The following is an 18,463-nucleotide window of genomic DNA, read 5'->3' on the forward strand; positions in this document are numbered from 1 at the left end:
AGCGCGGTGCTAAGGCGAATCGCGATCCAAGCCGAAATGGAGCTGGATGGTGGTGCCGTGCGGGGTGGTGTGGATTCGGACGAGGTCGGTGAGCTGGTTGACCATCAGCAGCCCGCGGCCGCCTGGGCGATAGGACTGTGCGGGCAGGCGGCCCGCGAGGCGATTCGTGATGTGTCCTTGATCGCTGATCTGGTAGCGGATCTGGTTCTGCTCGGCCCACATCGTGAGCCTGCCGTGCCCACCGCCGTGGACGACCGAGTTGGTGGTGGTCTCCGCGATCACCAGTTCGAGATCGATCTCGCGGTGCTCTGGCATGCCGGCGTCGCGGGCGTAATCGATGGCCAGGCGCCGGATGTGGGGCAGCGACGTCGCGTCGAAGGCTACGGTTGCGGAGGCCGCGGGCGGGGAGGGCAGTTCTCTGTTGTAGAAGTCGACGATGTGGTCGGGGTTGTAGGCGCTGCTCGTTCGCCGGCCCGCGTGATCGATGAGCACAGGGTGGGTAGCGTGCGCGTCGTTCAAGACCTGGGTCGAAAGACGCTCGGTGTCATAGGGACACAGGATGCTCACTTCCCGCCCGGTGAATGCCGCGTTGATCAGAGCCTCGTGCTGAACGCAGGCTGGGTACTCCAGCGACGAGCGTCCGGCCCAGATCGGTTCGCCGATGATTCGCACGCGTCCGGAGGGGTACTTGTCGGCAAAGGCGCGAAGCACGCCCGGAATGATGCGGCCCGGGTTGCGGCCTTCGACAGTCATGTCCATCAGCTGGACCGAGGCGGCGTCGGAGCCCAGTGCAGTGCGCAGAAGCGACAGATTGGGACCGGGGACCGCCACCGCGACCGGTTCGCCGTTCTCGAGTCCTTGGCGGATGAAGCCGAGGGTGCCCGCGAGATATTCCGCCGTGTCGCGGTAGAACAGCGCGGGGTGCACGAATGGGTCGGTAACGCCAGGCAAGCTCATGTGTGCACTACCTCGATCGTCTGTAGAGAGGGCCAGAACACCGCGAGTACCCGAAGCATCATCGCCGGGGGCCGATGTACCACGATTCGTCGAACCTCCGAGGATCGGGTGGCGGCTTCTACCAAAATCGAGGTTCCGTAAGTGTCGATGAACGTAAGGCCGGACAGGTCCAAGTGGACGTCGTGGTCCCTGGCGGTCAGTTCCGAGACAGCCTCGCGCCAGGTTTCGCGGGTGGTGAAGTCGACCGAGCCTGCGCATCGCAGGCCAGGGGGACTGCAGATCCGAGACGTCCGAAGCGTCGAGGGACCCGGGGCAGCCCGACTGAGCCGGAGCGCGGGATCCACTGGCTCACCGACCTCCCATCGGCCATCACGAACAGGACGCGCAGGATCTTACGCTTGCGTTCGCAGCCGCCGGTCGCGGGCTCGAGCGCAGATCGGCCGCGCTACCGGCGCGCGATCAAAGCCCGAGGCCACTTCCCGACCGAGCAAGCCGCGCTGAAGTGCCTGTATCTGATCACCCGATCACTCGACCCGACCGGCGCCGGTCGGGCACGATGGACGATGCGCTGGAAGCCCGCGGTCAACGCGTTCGCGATCACCTTCGCCGACCGCTGGCCCGACGCCCAAACCTACTGATAGAGAACGCCGGAAACACCCTTAGCGTGACAGTCCCCGACCAGAAGGCAGGGCCACCTCAGTGTCGCGATGCAGTGCTCCGAAATTTCGTGGTTGCCAGCGTATTTGGAGTTTGTCACCGCGTCTCGGTGGTCGACCATCGCGGTCAGCGTGTGACGTGGGCTGATCCGTTTTCGATGAGTGCTTCGACCTCGGCGAGCGTGGCCATGGAGACGTCCCCGGGTGTCGTCATGACGAGGGCACCGTGGGCCGTGCCGTAGGCGAGAGCGCGTTCGATCGAGGCGCCGGTGAGCAGACCGTGGATCAGTCCGGCGGCGAAGCCATCGCCGGAACCGACGCGGTCCAGAACATGCAGGCCGCGCATCCGGGGGCCCGAAACGAAGCCGGTCTCGGCGGACCAAGCGGCCGAGGACCAGTCGTTGACATCGGCCGAGTAGACCTCGCGCAGCGTCGTCGCCACGACCGACGCGTTGGGGGCCCGGCCCGCCGCCTCCACCAGCGCGTCCGGTATCTCCTCGGCACCGACACGCACATCACCCGGGCGCGTGCCGGCCAGCCCCAGGGCACCCACGATGACGTCGGCGTGCCGGGCCAGTCGCAGGTCGACCTCGCGGGCCCTGTCCGCGCCGCCTCTGTCGGCCCAGATGCTGGCGCGGTAGTTGGGGTCGTAGGACACGGTGACCCCGTGGCGGCGGGCGGCCGTCATGGCCTCCTCGGCGACATCGACGGTGGTTTCGGAGAGGCCGGCGAAGATGCCGCCGGTGTGGAACCAGCGCGGGCCAGCCGCGAAGACGGCGTCCCAGTTGAAATCACCCTTGCGCAGCTGACTGACGGCGGTGTGCGCGCGGTCGCTGACGCCGAGCGCGCCACGGATGCCGTAGCCGCGTTCGACGAAGTTCAGCCCGTTGCGGGCGGTGCGGCCGATGCCGTCGCCCGGCATCCAGCGGATCAGCGAGGTATCGACTCCGCCCTGGAGTATCAGGTCCTCGACCAGTCGGCCGACGGCGTTGTCGGCGAGGGCGGTGACGATCGCGGTGCGCAGTCCGAAGCAGCGGCGCAGGCCTCGTACGACGTTGTACTCACCGCCGCCCTCCCAGACCTGGAAGGTGCGGGCGGTGCGGATGCGGCCCTCGCCCGGGTCGAAGCGCAGCATCACCTCGCCCAGGGCCATGACGTCGGTCACGGCGTGCTCCGATCGACAGCCTCGGCGGTCAGCCGGCGAATTTCCTCGTAGTCGCCCCGCTCCAGGTGCGTTACGGTCGCCATCCAGCTGCCGCCGACGGCAAGGACCGCGGGGTCGGCGAGGTAGGAAGCCAGGTGGCGCTCTTCGATCCCGCCGGTCGGAATGAATCGGGCCTGCGGGAAGGGCGCCGCGAGTGCCCGCAGCGTTCGCAATCCGCCGAGTGGTTCGGCGGGAAAGAGCTTGACGGTCTGGCAGCCTGCCCGCAGGGCGCGCATCAGCTCGGTGGCGGTGGCTATGCCCGGCACCACGGGCACCCCAAGCTCCTTGCACCGTGCTACGACCTCCTCGTCGTAGCCGGGCGAGACGACGAAGCGGGCTCCGGCGGCTACGGCACGCTCCGCTTGACCCCGGGTGACCACGGTGCCCGCGCCGACGGTCAGGCCGCCGTGCGCCACCATCGTCTCGAGCACCTGTTCGGCGCCCGGGGTGCGGAAGGTGACTTCGGCGCACCGGGCGCCGCCCGCCGCGAGCGCTTCGGCCAAGAGGTGGGTGGTGGCCAGGTCGGGCACGGTCAGTACGGGCAGGATCCGAGAACCCTGCAACACGGAGTCGATTGCAGTCGTCATCCCCGGCCGGCACCGGCACTCGGCGATACCTCGTTGACCGGGAATCGTGGCGGTTGCCCGGTCAGAACCCGTACGGCCTCTTCGGCAGCGATGGTCCGTACCGCTCCTATTGATTCTTCGGAGTAGTAGGCGGCGTGCGGTGTGACGATGACGTTGGGCAGTTCGAGGAGGGGATTGGTCGGGCGCCATACGCGCTGTTTCGCGGGTTCTTCCTCGAGGTCGTCCAGTGCCGCGCCGGCGATCCAGCCTTCGGTGAGGGCCTGCTGGAGCGCCGTGTCCTCCACGATGGGTCCGCGTGCCGTGTTGACGAGGATGGCGGTCGGCTTCATCCGGCGCAGCGTCGCGCGGTCGAAGGTGTGGTGTGTCTGCGGGGTGAGCGGTGTTTGGATCACCACGTAGTCGGCGCCTTCCACCAGGTCGTCGAAGGAAACCGGCCGGACCTGGGATGCTCGGATCTCGTTCTGGTCGAGGAATGGGTCATGTGCCCAGACCTCGACGCCGAACGCTTGTGCGCGTTCGGCGATGAGCCGTGCGATCGAGCCGAAAGACAGTAGGCCCAGCACCTGGCCCCGCAATCTGTGGATGGGCTGTCCAGTCTTCCAGTGCCATTCGCCCACTCGGGTCGCCCGGTCGTACTGGCAGATCTTGCGGGCGGCCGCGAGCCAGAGCGCGACGGCATGATCGGCGACCTCTTCGGCACACCAATCGTTCGGTGCGTTCGTGACCTGGATTCCGTGCCGGGTCGCGGCGTCGACATCGACAATGTCCACGCCGGTGCCGTAACGGGCGATCACCCGGCAGCGGGGCAATGCGGCGATGGCGCGCGATCCCACCCGTGCATATTGGGTCAAGATGCCGCCGGCCTCTCGCCCCACCTCGATCACCTCGTCCTCGCTCTTGCACTGCGCGGCAAGGAGCTGGAGTCCGGCGCCCTCGATGATTGCGCGTTCGATGTCCACATCGCCGAAGTCGTAGTCGGCGATCAGGATCGTTTCGCGGGAGTCAGTGCGAGTCACGGGGAATCCCCTTGGTATGGACCAGGTCCTGGTACGACACGGCAAGCTCCAGGCAACCTCCGCTGTCCAGTTGGCCGACCGTGGAACGGTAGATCTCCTGCCAGGGTGTCTGGTGCTCCAGTGCCGGTGGTGTGTAGTCGGCCCACCGCGCGGCGATCTCCTCCTCCGTCAGGAGGACGTCGACCCGCGCGTTGTCCAGGTCGATACGGATCCGATCACCGGTACGCAAGATGGCGAGGTTCCCGCCGACCGCGGCCTCGGGGCTGGCGTTGAGGATGGACGGTGCGTCCGATGTGCCGCTCTGCCGGCCGTCTCCGAGCGTGGGCAGCGATGTGATGCCTCGTTGGACCAGCGAGGCGGGAAGCTCCATGTTCACGACCTCGGCCGAGCCCGGATATCCGACGGGCCCGGTATAGCGGATGACAAGGAGGCAGTCCTGGTCGATGTCCAGCTCCGGGTCTTCGATGCGAGCGTGGTAGTCCTCGGGCCCGTCGAAGACGATGGCGCGAAAGTCCGACGCCGACGGATTATCGGCGTGTGGCAGGCCTCGGGCCCGGAAGTTGTCGGTAATGACCGATGTTTTCATGATCGCGGAGTCGAACAGGTTCCCGGCCATGACGAGCAGTCCACCGTTCGCGCTGACGGGGTCGTGGATCGGGCGAATGACCGCCGGGTCGGCGGGCGGGGCATCCTCCAGGTTCTCCGCCACGGTTCGACCCGAGACGGTTACGGGGTCGCCGTGCAGGTGCCCCGCGTCCAGCAGTGACCGCATGACCGCGGGGACACCGCCGGCGCGGTGAAAATCCTCGCCGAGGAACTCCCCGGCGGGAGCGAGGTTCACCAGCACCGGAATGCCGCGTCCGACGCGCTGCCAGTCCCGGTTGGACAGGTCCACCCCGACATGACGTGCGATGGCGTTGATGTGGATGGGCGCGTTGGTCGACGCCGCGATCGCCGATGCGACAACGATCGCGTTCTCGAACGCCCGCGGGGTCATGATCTTGCGGGGAGTCAGGCCCTCTCGGACCATGGTCACCGCCCGCAAGCCCGTAGCGTAGGCCATTTGCGCCCGCTCGTTGTACGGGGCCGGGATCGCCGCGCAACCGGGCAAGGACATTCCCAGGGCCTCGGCCAGGCTGTTCATCGACAGCGCGGTGCCCATCGTATTGCAATGCCCGATGCTGGGCGCGGAGGCGCTCACCCGTGCGATGTATTCGTCGTAGTCGATCTGACCGCTGGCCAACAGCCGCTTCGACTGCCAGATCACCAGCCCCGACCCCGTCCGCATGCCCTTATGATAGCCGTTGAGCATAGGTCCTCCGGAAAGGACGATCGCCGGGATGTTCACTGTCGCCGCCGCGGTCAGACAGGCGGGCGTGGTCTTGTCACAGCCGGTGGTCAAAACCACTCCGTCGAGTGGATATCCGTAGAGCACCTCGACCAGTCCGAGATAGGCGAGGTTGCGGTCCAGCGCCGCAGTGGGGCGTTTTCCCGTCTCCTGCAACGGATGGACGGGGAACTCGAACGGAATGCCGCCACCGTCGCGGACCCCGTCCTTGATCCGGTCGGCGAGAGCGAGATGGTGCCGATTACAAGGAACCAGATCGTTACCTGTCTGAGCGATTCCGATGATCGGCCGGCCCGACTGGAGTTCTGCCCGGGTGAGGCCGTAGTTCAGGAACCGCTCGAGGTAGAGAGCCGTCATCTCCCGATTTCCCGAGTTGTCCCACCATGCCTGGCTGCGTAGCTCCCCCGCGGAGTGCTTCATCGGCGACATAACGTATGAGGATGTCTTATGTGGGGCATCTCTTGTCGCAGGTCAGGGCGGCGAGTTGGAGAAATGCTGCGAAAGACAGCTGTTTATATACGCGCGGGGTCCGGCTGAGATCTCGGCGATGGTCGAGGTGAAGTCACCGGCGTTCTCCGATAGTCGCCGGTGGCGTGTAGGAGTACGCCACGCGAGGTCGCCCCCGGTACCGCGTGGCCAAGCCGGGACGATCGTCGGGAACCGATGACGATCAGATCGGAACCTGAGGTTTCGGCTGTTCTGATGATTCGCGCCTCCGACGGCCCCGGGTCGACGATCGTGCGTGTGGGGGGCGGAGCCGAATTGTGGGCGATCGAGGTGCGGGCGGACAGTCGCTTCGTGGGAACGGTGTAGTTCGCTCAGCCCCTGTTCGCTCACACCACGGGTGCGCAGCTTGCGTTCGCCGGGGACCTCGATGACGTGAATCAGGTCTGATCGGCGGTGGGGCTCAGTTTCGTGCCGACGTGCGCGGCGTGGGTGGCGGTGGGTACCGGCGCCGCCATCTTCAGGTGATCAGCCGCCAAATGCGGGCTGAGGCAGACCATGCCCGATGTCGGGAAGCACGAGTAAGGAACCAGCAAGGGGGTCGGGGTGGGTGAGTCCGACCCGCGCCGTTGTGACGTACAGATCCGACAGGCCGTCACTGCCGAACGAGCAGGCCGTGGGTCTGCGAACAGGTAGTGGCACGACGCGGTCCAGCCGACCCTCCGAGGTGTAGCGGCGCAACGAACCACCGTCCCAGAGGGCGACCCATACGGCACCCTCGGCGTCAACGGTGAGTCCGTCCGGAAATCCCGCTCCCGGTTCGATTTCCACCCATGGCCTACGGCCGGAGGCACCGTCGTCCGTGTAGTCGAAAACATCGATACGCCGGGTTGGCGTGTCCACGAAGTACATTCGGCGCCCGTCGGGGCTCCAGCCGATGCCGTTGCCAACTGTCACGTCGTCAAGTACCAGCATGGCCGTTCCGTCCGGCATGATGCGCGACAACGTACCGCCGCCTGGTCTTTCGTCGTAGCGCATGGTGCCCGCCCACAGCGTGCCGTCCGGAGCGACCGCGGCGTCATTTCCCCGACGGCCGGGAACCGGGCTGTGGTGCAGCCAGCGAAAGTTGTTCGCCGCGTCGTAGCGACCGATCCCGTCGCGCATGTTGGTTACCAGTCCGCCGCTCAGGCACGGTTTCGCGGCGCCGACATGCTGGTCGGTGGCAAAGTGCCGGTCCGCACCGGACAGTGGATCGAAACTGTGTATGCGGCAACCGAGAATGTCCACCCAGAGCAGCCGACCGGCGGCGAGGTCCCAGGTAGGGCCTTCCCCGAGTTCGGCATCGTCGACAACGGCTTCGTACACATCCGTCTTCGGCGTCATCTCTTGTCCCCTTGTCTTCGAGTTTTCCCTCACCTCATCGAGCTCGACCACAAACCACTGCTACCCAGATAGGCGACGGTTCTCGGAGCCGTGACCCATCTGGCTTACCTGGCGATGTTCTCCCGCGGATGGAAGTCGTCCGCGTCGACGAAGGGGATGGCGAGCAGATCTGCGAGCATGCGCGCGGTGGTCGTCTTTCCGGTGCCGGAAACCCCCATGACCACCACGCACGGCGGGCGCGGGCCGGTCGTCAGGGATGCTGCGGGCGCGGGAGTGTTCATCGACCGAGGGTGGCGCCCGCTGGTCCTGGGGCTCCCGCGAGGTAGTCATCGAGCGGTATCACGTCCCGGGACCAGGCCGAAATGATGGGAGTCACCACCCGCCAGGACTCTTCCGCCTCGTCCCCGCGGATGGACAGGGCCGGATTTCCGAGCAGTACATCGAGCAGCAGCCGTCCATAGGCGGGGAGATCCGGCGGATGAACAGGTGCGGTCATGGTGACCGGGACCAGAGTGTCCACGGCAGCACCGATGGCCGTGAGGGCGAGAGTGAGGTTTTCGGGGTCGAGCCCGAAACGCAGGACGTTCGGTGCTGCCGTCCCGTGGTGACCGAAGGGCATATGAGGGACCGCACGGAAATGGATGGCGACTTCCTTGCGGTCGGCGGCGAGGGCTTTGCCGGTGCGCAGCACAAAGTTCGTACCGGCCCATCGCCAGTTGTCGATCGACAAGTGGACTTCGGCGAAGGTTTCGGTGCGCCGTTGGGGATCCACCCCGGGCTCGTCAGCGTAGGAGGGGACGTGGCGGTCTCCGATCACGCCGGCGCTGTATCGGGCGCGACGGGTGCGGTGCGGAATATCGTCGTCGGTCAGAGTGCGGATCGATCTCAGTACGTCGACCTTGCGATCGCGCAGATCGCGTTCGGACAGGGAGATCGGGGGTTCCATGGCCACCAGGCAGAGCAGTTGCAGGAGATGGTTCTGCACCATGTCCTCGAGCGCACCGACACTGTCGTAGTACCCGGCGCGGTCCTCGAGGGTGAGGGTCTCGTCCCAAATGATCTCGACTTCGGCGATATGCGCGCTGTTCCACAGTGATTCGAGCACCCGGTTGGCCAACCGGCTCCCGAGCACGTTCTGCACAGTCGTCATGGCGAGGAAATGGTCCACCCGGAAGACTGCCTGTTCGGGAACCAGGTCCGCCAACAGCCGGTTGAGGTTTTCCGCGCTGGCGAGATCCTCCCCGAACGGTTTCTCGAGCACGAGCCGGCTTCCGTCCGGGAGGTGCGCGGCGTGCAGTGTCCGGATCGCGGTGGGGAACAACGCCGGCGGCAGCGCCAGGTAGACGGCCACCGGTCCCGCGCCGGCGATCGTTTCGGCCACCTGTGCCGGGTCGCCGATATCGGCCTGCCGGTATCGCGCAGCCGCGAGTATCGCCTGCCGGGTGTCGTCCGAGATCTCCGGGGCATGCTGTTCGAACTGGGTCGCAGCCCACGCCCGGAACTGTTCGTCATCGTGCCCCTTCCGATCGGCGCAGACGACCTCGAAGCCCGCGCCGAGACGGCCGGTTTCGTGGAGGGCGGCCAGCCCCGGTAGGAGGTAGCGTCCGGCCAGGTCACCTGTGCCGCCGAAAATGACGAGTCGTCGGATCATCGTGTGGCCGCCTTTGCACGTGCGAGGTTCACGCCACTGGCGATGACGCCGATATGGCTGAACGCCTGCGGGAAGTTGCCCATGAACGCCCCGGTGGACGGGTCGATCTGTTCGGAGAACAGGCCGAGGGGGCTGGCGCGGGCGCACAGGGAGTCGTAGAGCTGCTCGGCCTCCTCGATACGGCCCTGCAGGGTCAGATTATCGATCAACCAGAAGCTGCACAGGACGAAGGCGCCCTCGTCGCCGGCCAGGCCGTCGGGCGATTCGTCGTGCAGGTACCGGTAGAGCAGTCCCCCGCCTGCGTCCAGGCGGTTGGCGATGGCCGTAGTGGTTGCCACCATGCGCGGATGGTCGGCGGGGACGACATGGCGCAGCGGCAGCGCGAGCAGGCTGGCATCCAGGGCAGAACCTCCGTCGAGATGGGCACTCAACGTCTGAGCCCGCTCGTTCCAGGCACGCTTCAGGATGGACTCGTGGATGTGCGTGGCGGTGGCGCGCCAGCTACCAACCGGTCCGGACAACCGGAAACGTTCGCCGATCGACGCGGCCCGGTCCAGCGCGACCTGGCACATCGCCGCGCTGTAGGTGAATGCACGGCCCTCGCTGCGGACCTCCCAGATTCCTTGATCCGGCTGTTCCCACGCGCGGCCGGCCGTATCCGCCAAACCCGCCAGGCCGGCCCAGAGGACAGGCTGTAACTCGCCACCGGCGCGCAGCCATTGGTCGGCGCAATCAAGGATTTCACCGTAGAGGTCGTGCTGGCGTTGATCGGCGGCGCCGTTGCCCCAGCGGACCGGCGCCGAACGCCGGTAACCTTCGAGACCGGCGTCGGATACCTCGTCCGGTACCGGATCGCCGTCGAGGTCGTACATGATGCGAGGCTGGTCTCCCCGTTCGACGGCGTCGAGGACCCAGCCGAGGAATGCGTCTGCCTCGCCATGAAAGCCGATGCGGCGGAAGGCGAATACCGCGTAGGCGGCGTCGCGGATCCAGACATACCGGTAATCCCAGTTGCGGATACCGCCGATCGGCGCCGGGAGCGACGACGTCGGTGCGGCGATCACCGCCCCGCCAGCCCAGTGATCGCACATCTTGAGCGTGATCGCGGCACGCCGGACCAGTTGCTGCTGCGGGCCCGCATAGTCGCAGTCGTGGAGCCACGACCGCCAGGCATTCGCGGTATCACGCAGCAACGATCCCGCGTCGAACCGATGGTGGCGGTGAAACCGTCCCCAGGACAATCCCAGGTCCAACTGCTCGCCCTGGGCCAGGTCATAAGTGGTGTGCAGCCCGGACATCGGGCGGTTGCTCCGTAGATGCAGCCGTAGGCGAGGCTGGGTGTGCGGGCGGATCTCGAGGCCGCTCAACACCGGTCGTACCTCGGCCCCACCGCGTGGCGTGACATTCACCGACACCCGCACCCAGCCCTCGACCACCCTCGCGCTGCGCACGAGTTCCGCCCGATCCGCTGCGGCATCCTCACTGAGGTCGGCGCCTGAACGCAGCACCATCGCATCGGTCAACCGCAGCACACCCGTGGCGCAGCGCAGCTCGGTCTCGAGCACCCCTGTATCGGGCCGGTAGCGCTGGCGGCCTTCGAGCAAATCCGTGGGTGCGACGGTGAAAGACCCGCCGTGGGCGTGATCGAGCAATCCGCAGAACAGCGGTTCGGCGTCGAACCGCGGGATGCACAACCAGGGAATCGAACCGTCAACACCGATCAGGGCAGCGGTGGCTCCGTCCCCGACCAACCCGTAGTCTTCGAGCGGAAGGTAACCGTCGGTGCGTCGGATCGGCCGAAAAGGCGGATCAGGATTCTGCATGTCACCTCTTCCATAGCGCATACAGCGAAGCGGCAGCGGTTCTCATCCGAAGCGGATCAGCACTTTCACGACATCGTCGAGTTTCTTGTCCGACACCTCGAACGCTCGTTCCATGTCGTCGAATGCAAACTCATGTGTCGTCATGGCTGTCGGATCGACCCGGCCGGCCTGCAGTAGGCGAGGCAGGCGCCGTTCCGTGAAGCCGGATCACCCCGATCAGGGGTGATCGCCCCTGACAGGACCCGGCCGGCCGGCCGGATACGGGCGACTTCGGCACCAACCGTATGAACGACCCAACGGCCTCATGGCCCGCCGTCAGATTTTGTCGCGGACCGATACCGCCCCGGACCTATCGGTATCGGATGTGCAGACGAGGGCTGATGTTGTACGAACCACCGCATCGAACGGGCCGGGCTCCGGGACGGGCTTTCCGGCGAACTCCACCGCCCCAATTTCCTTCATGACGAAAGCCTTTATTATCGCCGCCTCTCCTCGCTCTACGGTGACGGAACGGGCAATCGAGGGCAGAACGGACCGAATTTAGCAGCTCCCGATCCCTCTGCAGGGGGATCGTTACGGCCCTGCAACGTGAGAAACTGCGGACGCAATCGACCGAGCTTCGGCTCCGTCCCGCGAACGTCAGATTTCACTGAATCCCTCGACGGTAGTTGCCGTTGACGGCACAACCGTGGTGAGCGTGCAGCGGACCCTACAGGTGTTGCCCCGGTCCGCCAACAGATGAACCTGCTCGGCCGGCCGCCGTTGCGGCAGCCCAGGGGTCGACCGGCACGACACCCGCTGCCCTTCCGTCGTTGTCGAGGAGACGGCCCCACGATTTGACCGGCCGCAGGACCAGTCGCTGGTCGACCACGGTAGCGCGCGGCAGGTGGTCACGGATCCGGTCGAGGATGTCGGAAAGATCGCGGACCTGGTGGACCTGGGACATGACCATCAGGTTGGCGGTTCCTACGGTGGACATGCAAATGCGGGTGGTCGGCCAGCGGGCGATCTCCGCGCCGAACTCGGCGAGATGATGATGCGGAACTTCGAGCCACGACACGAATTCCGCGGGCCAGCCGCCTTCTGTCCGCGCGAAATCCGTACGGAAATCGAGCATTCTGCGCCGTAACAGTGTTTCGAGCCGACGCCGGACGAGGTGCTCGGAAGTCCCCAATTCACTTGCGAGAAACCGATAGCGTGCGCGGCCGTCCTGTTGCAACGCGACAAAGAGTTGCCGATCGGCCTCATCGAACACCCGCATACGCGTCGCCGATCGCTGTTCCTTGACGGACTCCTCGGCGACCGAGCGTTTCTGCTCAGTGTCGATAGCACCCAACCGCCAATGCACACCGCTGTACCAGTCGATGCCGATATGTGCTGCCGCAGAAGCGATACCGGGTACAGAGGGCAGGCGCTCCAGCAGCAATGAGCTCAGTGCGTTCATATCACCGGCGACGACCAGAGCGGTGAGATCACGGCCGCCGCCGGTCGCGTAAACACTGACCACCTGAGGGATATCCGACAACCCGCCGGCCACCGCGAGAATACTGGATCATCGGCCTTGGCTGCGGCATCGGCGGGCTGGCCAGCGGATACCTCGGCGCACACCTGCAACCCCGGCTACCGGAAACCGCACTGCGCTTCACCCTCGGCGGCTTGGCCATCGCGACCGCCACCCTCTACACGACCCAAGCACTCTGACCCATCACTCGGGGACCAAACGCTCAGCCACCGGGCTCGCTGTTGGTGCCATCCCCATATTTGACCTGCTCGTATGCCCCTGGAAGGGGTTCCGGACTCACCGAGAATCCAACGAAGTTCGGGATGTGCCCTGGTAGAGGGTGATTCACGGACCGGCACCCGACGCTCGCCAGCCCAGCCATTGACAGTTGTGAAGAGGTCGCAGAGGCTTCATACCACTCCGCCCACAGGCGGAGGCCCGATCACCGAGCCGAGCCGGTCCAGCATTTCCTCGATGTTCACGTCCACTCCCATCAGCCGTCCGTTCTCGATGGAGGCTATCCACCTCCGGAGTTGGAAGCACGGGGTCGGCGTCACCCGGCCCACCATCTACCGCCACGTGAACAAGAACGGTTCGTGTTCCGGCTCTTCAGGCGGGTCGGTCAGCGCGATTACACCGCATCCGACGACGCGCCAGGGCATGAGACCGGCTTCATGCGCTACCGCTCACCGACGAAACGATCTACCAACTCTTGCCCTGGATCGGCGCCACACACGCCTCCGAGCCGAGTCCACTCTGAGGCTGCGGTTTCCCGCGGGACGGTAATCGCGGCCTTCGGGGAACTCGAGTGTCGGAGTGGACGACAATCTGCACGTGGAGTGCGAAGTTTGCCGGACAGCACTGTCGGCTCGGATCGACGGTGAGCCCGAAGCCGTCCCCTCGACGCGGGTGGATGAGCACCTGGAGCAGTGCCGAGAGTGCTGTTCCTGGTACCTCACGGCCGTGGAGGTTTCGAAGCTCGTGCGCGGGAGCCGGTCGCGCGCACCCGACCTCACCGACGTGATCTTCGCCGCAGCCGAGCTGCAACGGCCGAGGCGATCGGTCTCCTCGGCATTGCGCGCAATCGTGCCGAGTTCGCGGGTCGAGCTGACGAGACTGCTGCTCGGCGCGCTCGGTGTCGTGCAGGTCGCCCTCGCACTGGCCCAAATCGCAGGTCTCGACTTCGGAATGAGCCACCACGGTGCCGAAATGACTCGCCACCTGCTCAACGAGAGCACCGCGTGGAACCTGGCCATCGGGGTCGGGCTGCTCGCCTGTGCGATACGTCCATCGGCGGCCGCGGGAATACTGCCCGTGCTCGCCGCAGTCGTCGCCGTACTCAGCGCCTTCGTTGTCGCCGACCTGCATTCCGGCGTGGTGCCACTGCCGCGCGTCGCGTCGCACAGCGTGCTGGTCGTCGCGCTCGCACTGGTCACCATCGTCCACCGCACGCGACGACCTGACACCTCTCCTCCGGTCGGCGACCGCGCACCCACTGAATTCGTCCTGCCCACAGGCGCCCGATTGGGCAGACGCGCAGATCATCTGCGCTCGACCCAAGATCCCGCCGCATAATAAGAGGGGCTCACATGACCATCGAGCTCGACTCGACAACCCACGCGCCCAACCGGATCTCGCTCGCCGTCACCGGAATGAGCTGCGCCGCATGCGCGAACAGAGTCGAACGCAGGCTGAACAAAGTCGACGGCGTCACCGCATCGGTGAACTACGCGACCGGAGTCGCCACGATCGATGCCGCCGACCATGTCACCGCCGAAGACCTTTGCGCAGAAGTCGACGCCGCGGGATACGGCGCGTCACCCATCATCGACCACACCGAGGCGATCAGCGCCACCCCCGAGGACGCCGAGGTCAAGGACCTCCTGCGCCGCCTCACGGTCGCCCTGATGGCGTTCTTCCCCCTGGCCGACCTGTCGGTGATGTTCGCGACTCTGCCGTCCACCAGAATTCCCGGCTGGCAGTTCATCCTCACCGCGCTGGCCCTGCCCGTCGTGCTGTGGTCGGCGGCGCCGTTCCACCGGCGCGCGTTCACGGGCGCGAAAGTCGGCGCCGCGAGCATGGACACCCTGGTCTCGGTCGGCGTACTCACCGCCACCCTGTGGTCGCTGGACACGATGTATCTGCACCCATCCCGGACCGGAACCGCGCCGGACGGAGTGTGGGCTGCGATCTGGGCCGGCGACGCCATCTATCTCGAAGTCGCCGCGGGCGTCACCGCGTTCGTCCTCGCGGGGCGATACTTCGAGGCGAAGGCGAAGCGCTCGGCGGGCAGCGCCTTGCGGGCACTGGCCGCACTCGGCGCCCGCGAGGTCACTGTGCTGACCCGCGACGAGCGCGAGATGCGCATCCCGATAAACGAACTCGTGGAGGGGCAGCGATTCGTGGTACGCCCAGGTGAGACGATCGCCACTGATGGACTGGTCGTGTCGGGCGAATCCAGCATCGACGCCTCCGCCATGACCGGCGAATCCCTTCCGGTCGACATCACGCCGGGTATGGCGGTGATCGGCGGCACCACCGCGCTGACCGGGCGGCTGATCGTCGAGGCCGCCGCGGTCGGTGCCGACACCAAACTCTCGGGCATGATCCGGCTCGTCGAGCAGGCTCAGACCGGTAAGGCGCGCATGCAGCGCGTGGCCGACCGTGTGTCATCGGTCTTCGTGCCATGCGTATTCCTGCTCGCAGGCGTGACCTTCGGCGTGTGGTGGATGACCGGGAGCGGAGGTGAGCGGGCGGCCGCGGCAGCGCTGGCGGTGTTGGTCGTCGCCTGTCCGTGCGCGCTGGGCCTGGCCATACCCACCGCGCTGCTGGTGGCATCCGGCCGTGGTGCGCAGCTGGGCATCTTCATCAAGGGTCATCAAGCGCTGGAAGCGACTCGCGACGTCGACACCGTGGTGCTCGATAAAACCGGCACCCTCACCCACGGGGTGATGAGCGTCGTCGCCGTAACCGTCGAGGGCACGCGCACCGACGGCGAGGTGCTGCGTTTGGCCGGGGCCGTGGAATCGGCCTCCGAACATGCGATCGCGGCCGCGATCACCCGGCATGCACGACAAATCCACGACACCCTGCCTACGGTCGAATCCTTCGAGGCACTACCGGGACTGGGTGCACGCGGCACCGTCGAAGGTGCGCAAGTGCACGTGGGAAGGCGCCGTCTCTTTCACCAACAGCGCATCGACGTGCCCCAGGCCTTACTGCGGGAGCTCCGCCGTCAGCAACGAGTCGGCCGCACCGTTGTGCTGGTCGGGGTGGACCGGGTCGCCGTCGCGCTCGTCGCGGTGGCCGACACCGTGAAAGACAGCGCGGCTCCTGCTGTCGCCCGACTGCATCGACTCGGTCTGCGCGTGTTCATGTTCACCGGCGACAACGCGTATGCCGCGCAGTCCGTCGCCGACGAGATCGGCATCGACGAGGTGGTGGCCGAGCTACTGCCCGAAGGCAAGGTCGAGCTGATCGCACAGATGCAGGAGCGCGGACATCGAGTCGCCATGATCGGCGACGGCATCAATGACGGCGCGGCGCTGGCCACCGCGGACCTCGGCATGGCGATCGGCGCGGGCACCGATGTCGCGATCGCCGCCGCCGATGTCATCCTGGTGCGCGAAGACCTCGCCGCGGCCACCGACGCGATCGAGCTGGCGCACGCGACTTTGCGCACCATCAAAGGGAACTTGGTGTGGGCCTTCGGCTACAACGTCATCGCCATCCCGGTGGCCGCGCTGGGTTTGCTGAACCCCCTGATCGCGGGCGCGGCGATGGCATTCTCGTCGTTCTTCGTCGTCTCCAACAGCCTGCGCCTGCGCCGAGCGCGTCTGGGCGGGTGATCGGGTACCGGGCATCTTGGTCAAACGGCTCGGGCAAGATCACCTACGGCTGCGTGCCAGCTGCTCCAGCATCGCGTTGTAAGCGGCGAGGTCGGAATCGCCGTACTCGTCGTCCTTGCGGTCGGTGCGCACCGCGGTGCGCCGATCCTGGGCCGCCCACTGCGTCAGCAACGCGCCCACCACCAGCAGAATCGGGGCCTCACCGGACACCCAGGCAATGCCGCCCCCGGCGTGCTGATCCGCCAGCAGATCGATCGCCCACGGCAACGGGAGATTGCCGTAGAACCGCTGGCCCACAACGGAATTCATCGACATGATCGCGATGCCGAAGAACGCGTGGAACGGCATCACCGCGAACAGCATCCCCAGCCGCCCCAGATGAGGCAGTCTGCGCGGACCCGGATCGATGCCGATGATGCCCCAGTAGAACAGGTACCCGACGATCAGAAAGTGGACGTTCATCAGGACGTGGCCCCAGTGGTAGCGGGTCAGGTTCTCGAACAGCGTCGTGAAATACAGCCCGTACAACGAGACCACGAACAGCGCGATCGCTGTGCCGGGGTAAGCCAGGACGGCGGTCGGCTTGGCATGTAACAGCGCCAGCACCCACTCGCGCGGCCCGTGCACCGCGCCCCGCGCCGCCGACGGAAGAGCTCGCAGCAACAGCGTCACCGGCGCGCCGAGCACAAGAAGCACCGGGACGAACATGTTCAAAGCCATATGCGTGATCATGTGCATGCTGAACATCGCGAGACCGTAGGTGCCGATGCCCGAGGAGGTGGCGATCAGTAGCGCTAGACAACCACCCATCCATGACAGAGTGCGCCGTCGCGACCAGCGGTCCCCACGACGACGCAGACGCCACACGCCGAGGACATACGCCACAACCGCGACCAACGCCGCCGTCCCGAGCACGAAATCGAAACGCCACGACGCCAGCAGCCGCCACAAGGTGGGCCGATCCGTCAGTTCGAAACCGAGGAACACCTCCTGCGCGGTGAACGACCGGTCGGCGAACGCGGGCGCCGGTTGCACCGCCATCGCCACCAGTACACTCAGCACCACTGCGGAAAGCGCTGCGCTACAGGCGTATACGAATACATTCCCATCATCCGGCACCCGAGTGCGGTAAGAGCGCCACAGCGTCCACCCCGCCGCGACGAGCCCCAATCCCGCGAACAGTGCCAACCGTCCGTATCCGGTCGTGAGCACACACGACCACGGCAACAGCACGAGTACGAGCACCAGCCCGCCGGCCGCCGCGGTCACCGTGCACAGCATCCCGATGACCACGGCGCGCCGAACTGCGACCGCCGTGTCCGAACCACCGCGCCGCAGCTGCTCGGCCACACACCAGAACAACCCCGGCCCCACCGACACCGCGACCTGGAAGAGGATCATCGCGCCCGTGCCGTAATCATGGTTCGGCCCTTCACCCGCGTTGCCGACCAACGCGGGCGGCAGCACGCCCACAGCCGCCACCAACGTCAGCAAGACGACCCCGATCCAGGACAACGTCAGCCGTGCACCGAGACTCACCACAGCGGCCAGCGCGGCGACGACAACCCATGCCTTGGGTTTCTCGCTCGCATCGAGTAACGCTCCGAGCGCGCCCGCGCGCACCAGGCCCGACAGGCTCAACCCACCGACACCCGCTGCTGTGACCGGTATCAATACCAGCGCCGAGACGAACCAGACCAGGCCGGCACGCTCGGCCAGCCGCAAGCCCGCATAGCCGTCGACCAGGATCTGCCCCTGTGCGGAGACCCGCGTACAGCACACCGCGTAGACCAGAGAACCGAGCGCCACCGCGCCCGCGAGCGCGGCCACCGTCCGCAACAGCGCGTAGCCCAACGCGGACGCAAGCCCGGGATACGTCGTGCCGGCCGCGCGGTAAGGAACCTCACCCATCGCCAGCACGGCGCCGGTGACGAGCGTGAGCGACACCACCACCGCGACGATCCCAATGCAACGGACATCTCCGCGATTCACGTCCACCGTTGGATCCACCCGACCTCCGACCAGAAAGTACTGCCCTCCAGAGG

The 18,463-nt window shown here is 66.4% G+C and carries 15 protein-coding genes and 3 pseudogenes; 5 read left to right on the forward strand and 13 right to left on the reverse strand.

The window, feature by feature from the left end:
* Positions 1-9: 9 nt before the first annotated feature.
* Both ABZ824_RS17050 and ABZ824_RS17055 read right to left on the reverse strand, forming a co-directional pair.
* The gene (locus ABZ824_RS17050) at positions 10-957 is read right to left on the reverse strand and encodes a sensor histidine kinase (RefSeq protein ID WP_356964030.1); all 948 of its coding nucleotides are present in this window, start codon (positions 955-957) and stop codon (positions 10-12) included.
* A complete protein-coding gene (locus ABZ824_RS17055) occupies positions 954-1,301 on the reverse strand; it encodes an STAS domain-containing protein (protein WP_356964031.1) in 348 nt (115 codons plus the stop codon). The genes ABZ824_RS17050 and ABZ824_RS17055 overlap by 4 nt, the downstream gene beginning before the upstream one ends.
* A 99-nt stretch (positions 1,302-1,400) precedes the next feature.
* On the opposite strand from ABZ824_RS17055, the pseudogene ABZ824_RS17060 reads away from it, so the two are divergent.
* A pseudogene (locus tag ABZ824_RS17060) lies at positions 1,401-1,595 on the forward strand (IS256 family transposase); the annotation flags it as partial.
* Between the two features lie 145 nt (positions 1,596-1,740).
* Here the strand turns inward: ABZ824_RS17060 and ABZ824_RS17065 are convergent.
* From ABZ824_RS17065 to ABZ824_RS17105, 9 genes and pseudogenes are all read right to left on the reverse strand, one after another.
* Complete coding sequence (locus ABZ824_RS17065) at positions 1,741-2,778, reverse strand: sugar kinase (protein ID WP_356964033.1); 1,038 nt, start codon at positions 2,776-2,778, stop codon at positions 1,741-1,743.
* Positions 2,775-3,404 carry a bifunctional 4-hydroxy-2-oxoglutarate aldolase/2-dehydro-3-deoxy-phosphogluconate aldolase gene (eda, locus tag ABZ824_RS17070; RefSeq protein ID WP_356964034.1) on the reverse strand — a complete coding sequence of 210 codons (630 nt, stop codon included), beginning with the start codon at positions 3,402-3,404 and terminating at the stop codon, positions 2,775-2,777. Before eda ends, ABZ824_RS17065 begins: the two co-directional genes overlap by 4 nt.
* Positions 3,401-4,420 carry a C-terminal binding protein gene (locus ABZ824_RS17075; protein WP_356964035.1) on the reverse strand — a complete coding sequence of 340 codons (1,020 nt, stop codon included), beginning with the start codon at positions 4,418-4,420 and terminating at the stop codon, positions 3,401-3,403. The genes eda and ABZ824_RS17075 overlap by 4 nt, the downstream gene beginning before the upstream one ends.
* On the reverse strand, positions 4,407-6,188 hold the full coding sequence (locus ABZ824_RS17080) for an IlvD/Edd family dehydratase (RefSeq protein ID WP_356964036.1): 1,782 nt from the start codon (positions 6,186-6,188) through the stop codon (positions 4,407-4,409). Before ABZ824_RS17080 ends, ABZ824_RS17075 begins: the two co-directional genes overlap by 14 nt.
* Before the next feature lie 92 nt (positions 6,189-6,280).
* Positions 6,281-6,559 carry a universal stress protein gene (locus ABZ824_RS17085; protein WP_356964548.1) on the reverse strand — a complete coding sequence of 93 codons (279 nt, stop codon included), beginning with the start codon at positions 6,557-6,559 and terminating at the stop codon, positions 6,281-6,283.
* Positions 6,560-6,740: 181 nt separating this feature from the next.
* Complete coding sequence (locus ABZ824_RS17090) at positions 6,741-7,595, reverse strand: SMP-30/gluconolactonase/LRE family protein (RefSeq protein ID WP_356964037.1); 855 nt, start codon at positions 7,593-7,595, stop codon at positions 6,741-6,743.
* 107 nt (positions 7,596-7,702) lie between these two features.
* Positions 7,703-7,876: pseudogene (locus ABZ824_RS17095) on the reverse strand (shikimate kinase); the annotation flags it as partial.
* Positions 7,873-9,246 (reverse strand): glucose-6-phosphate dehydrogenase, encoded by a 1,374-nt coding sequence (locus ABZ824_RS17100; RefSeq protein WP_356964038.1) that lies wholly within the window; start codon positions 9,244-9,246, stop codon positions 7,873-7,875. The gene ABZ824_RS17100 and the pseudogene ABZ824_RS17095, both read right to left, overlap by 4 nt.
* Complete coding sequence (locus ABZ824_RS17105) at positions 9,243-10,997, reverse strand: glycoside hydrolase family 15 protein (RefSeq protein ID WP_356964549.1); 1,755 nt, start codon at positions 10,995-10,997, stop codon at positions 9,243-9,245. The genes ABZ824_RS17100 and ABZ824_RS17105 overlap by 4 nt, the downstream gene beginning before the upstream one ends.
* Here ABZ824_RS17105 and ABZ824_RS17110 point away from each other — a divergent pair.
* Complete coding sequence (locus ABZ824_RS17110) at positions 10,881-11,246, forward strand: hypothetical protein (protein ID WP_356964578.1); 366 nt, start codon at positions 10,881-10,883, stop codon at positions 11,244-11,246. The two genes, ABZ824_RS17105 and ABZ824_RS17110, sit on opposite strands and share 117 nt — an antisense overlap.
* A 532-nt stretch (positions 11,247-11,778) precedes the next feature.
* On the opposite strand, the gene ABZ824_RS17115 is transcribed toward ABZ824_RS17110, so the two are convergent.
* Entirely contained in the window at positions 11,779-12,606 is an 828-nt protein-coding gene (locus ABZ824_RS17115; RefSeq protein ID WP_356964039.1) for an Lrp/AsnC ligand binding domain-containing protein, read from the reverse strand.
* Positions 12,607-13,404: 798 nt separating this feature from the next.
* Between ABZ824_RS17115 and ABZ824_RS17120 the strand changes: the two are divergent.
* The 3 genes and pseudogenes from ABZ824_RS17120 to ABZ824_RS17130 all read left to right on the forward strand — a co-directional run.
* Positions 13,405-13,500: pseudogene (locus ABZ824_RS17120) on the forward strand (zf-HC2 domain-containing protein); the annotation flags it as partial.
* Positions 13,501-13,533: 33 nt separating this feature from the next.
* A complete protein-coding gene (locus ABZ824_RS17125) occupies positions 13,534-14,145 on the forward strand; it encodes a hypothetical protein (RefSeq protein WP_356964580.1) in 612 nt (203 codons plus the stop codon).
* A 14-nt stretch (positions 14,146-14,159) separates the two neighbouring features.
* Entirely contained in the window at positions 14,160-16,418 is a 2,259-nt protein-coding gene (locus ABZ824_RS17130; protein ID WP_356964041.1) for a heavy metal translocating P-type ATPase, read from the forward strand.
* Between the two features lie 39 nt (positions 16,419-16,457).
* Here the strand turns inward: ABZ824_RS17130 and ABZ824_RS17135 are convergent, their stop codons facing one another.
* A complete protein-coding gene (locus ABZ824_RS17135; protein WP_356964043.1) occupies positions 16,458-18,368 on the reverse strand; it encodes a cytochrome c oxidase assembly protein in 1,911 nt (636 codons plus the stop codon).
* Positions 18,369-18,463: the final 95 nt, after the last annotated feature.

It is taken from the genome of Nocardia sp. NPDC047038 (assembly GCF_040644075.1).
Taxonomy (GTDB): Bacteria; Actinomycetota; Actinomycetes; order Mycobacteriales; family Mycobacteriaceae; genus Nocardia; species Nocardia sichangensis.

Bases quoted from the DNA above. Each gene is read 5' to 3' on its own strand.
- ABZ824_RS17080 (WP_356964036.1), bottom strand. From the start codon at position 6,188: ATGAAGCACTCCGCGGGGGAGCTACGCAGCCAGGCATGGTGGGACAAC.
- ABZ824_RS17050 (WP_356964030.1), bottom strand. From the start codon at position 957: ATGAGCTTGCCTGGCGTTACCGACCCATTCGTGCACCCCGCGCTGTTC.
- ABZ824_RS17130 (WP_356964041.1), top strand. From the start codon at position 14,160: ATGACCATCGAGCTCGACTCGACAACCCACGCGCCCAACCGGATCTCG.
- ABZ824_RS17100 (WP_356964038.1), bottom strand. From the start codon at position 9,246: ATGATCCGACGACTCGTCATTTTCGGCGGCACAGGTGACCTGGCCGGA.
- ABZ824_RS17090 (WP_356964037.1), bottom strand. From the start codon at position 7,595: ATGACGCCGAAGACGGATGTGTACGAAGCCGTTGTCGACGATGCCGAA.
- eda (WP_356964034.1), bottom strand. From the start codon at position 3,404: ATGACGACTGCAATCGACTCCGTGTTGCAGGGTTCTCGGATCCTGCCC.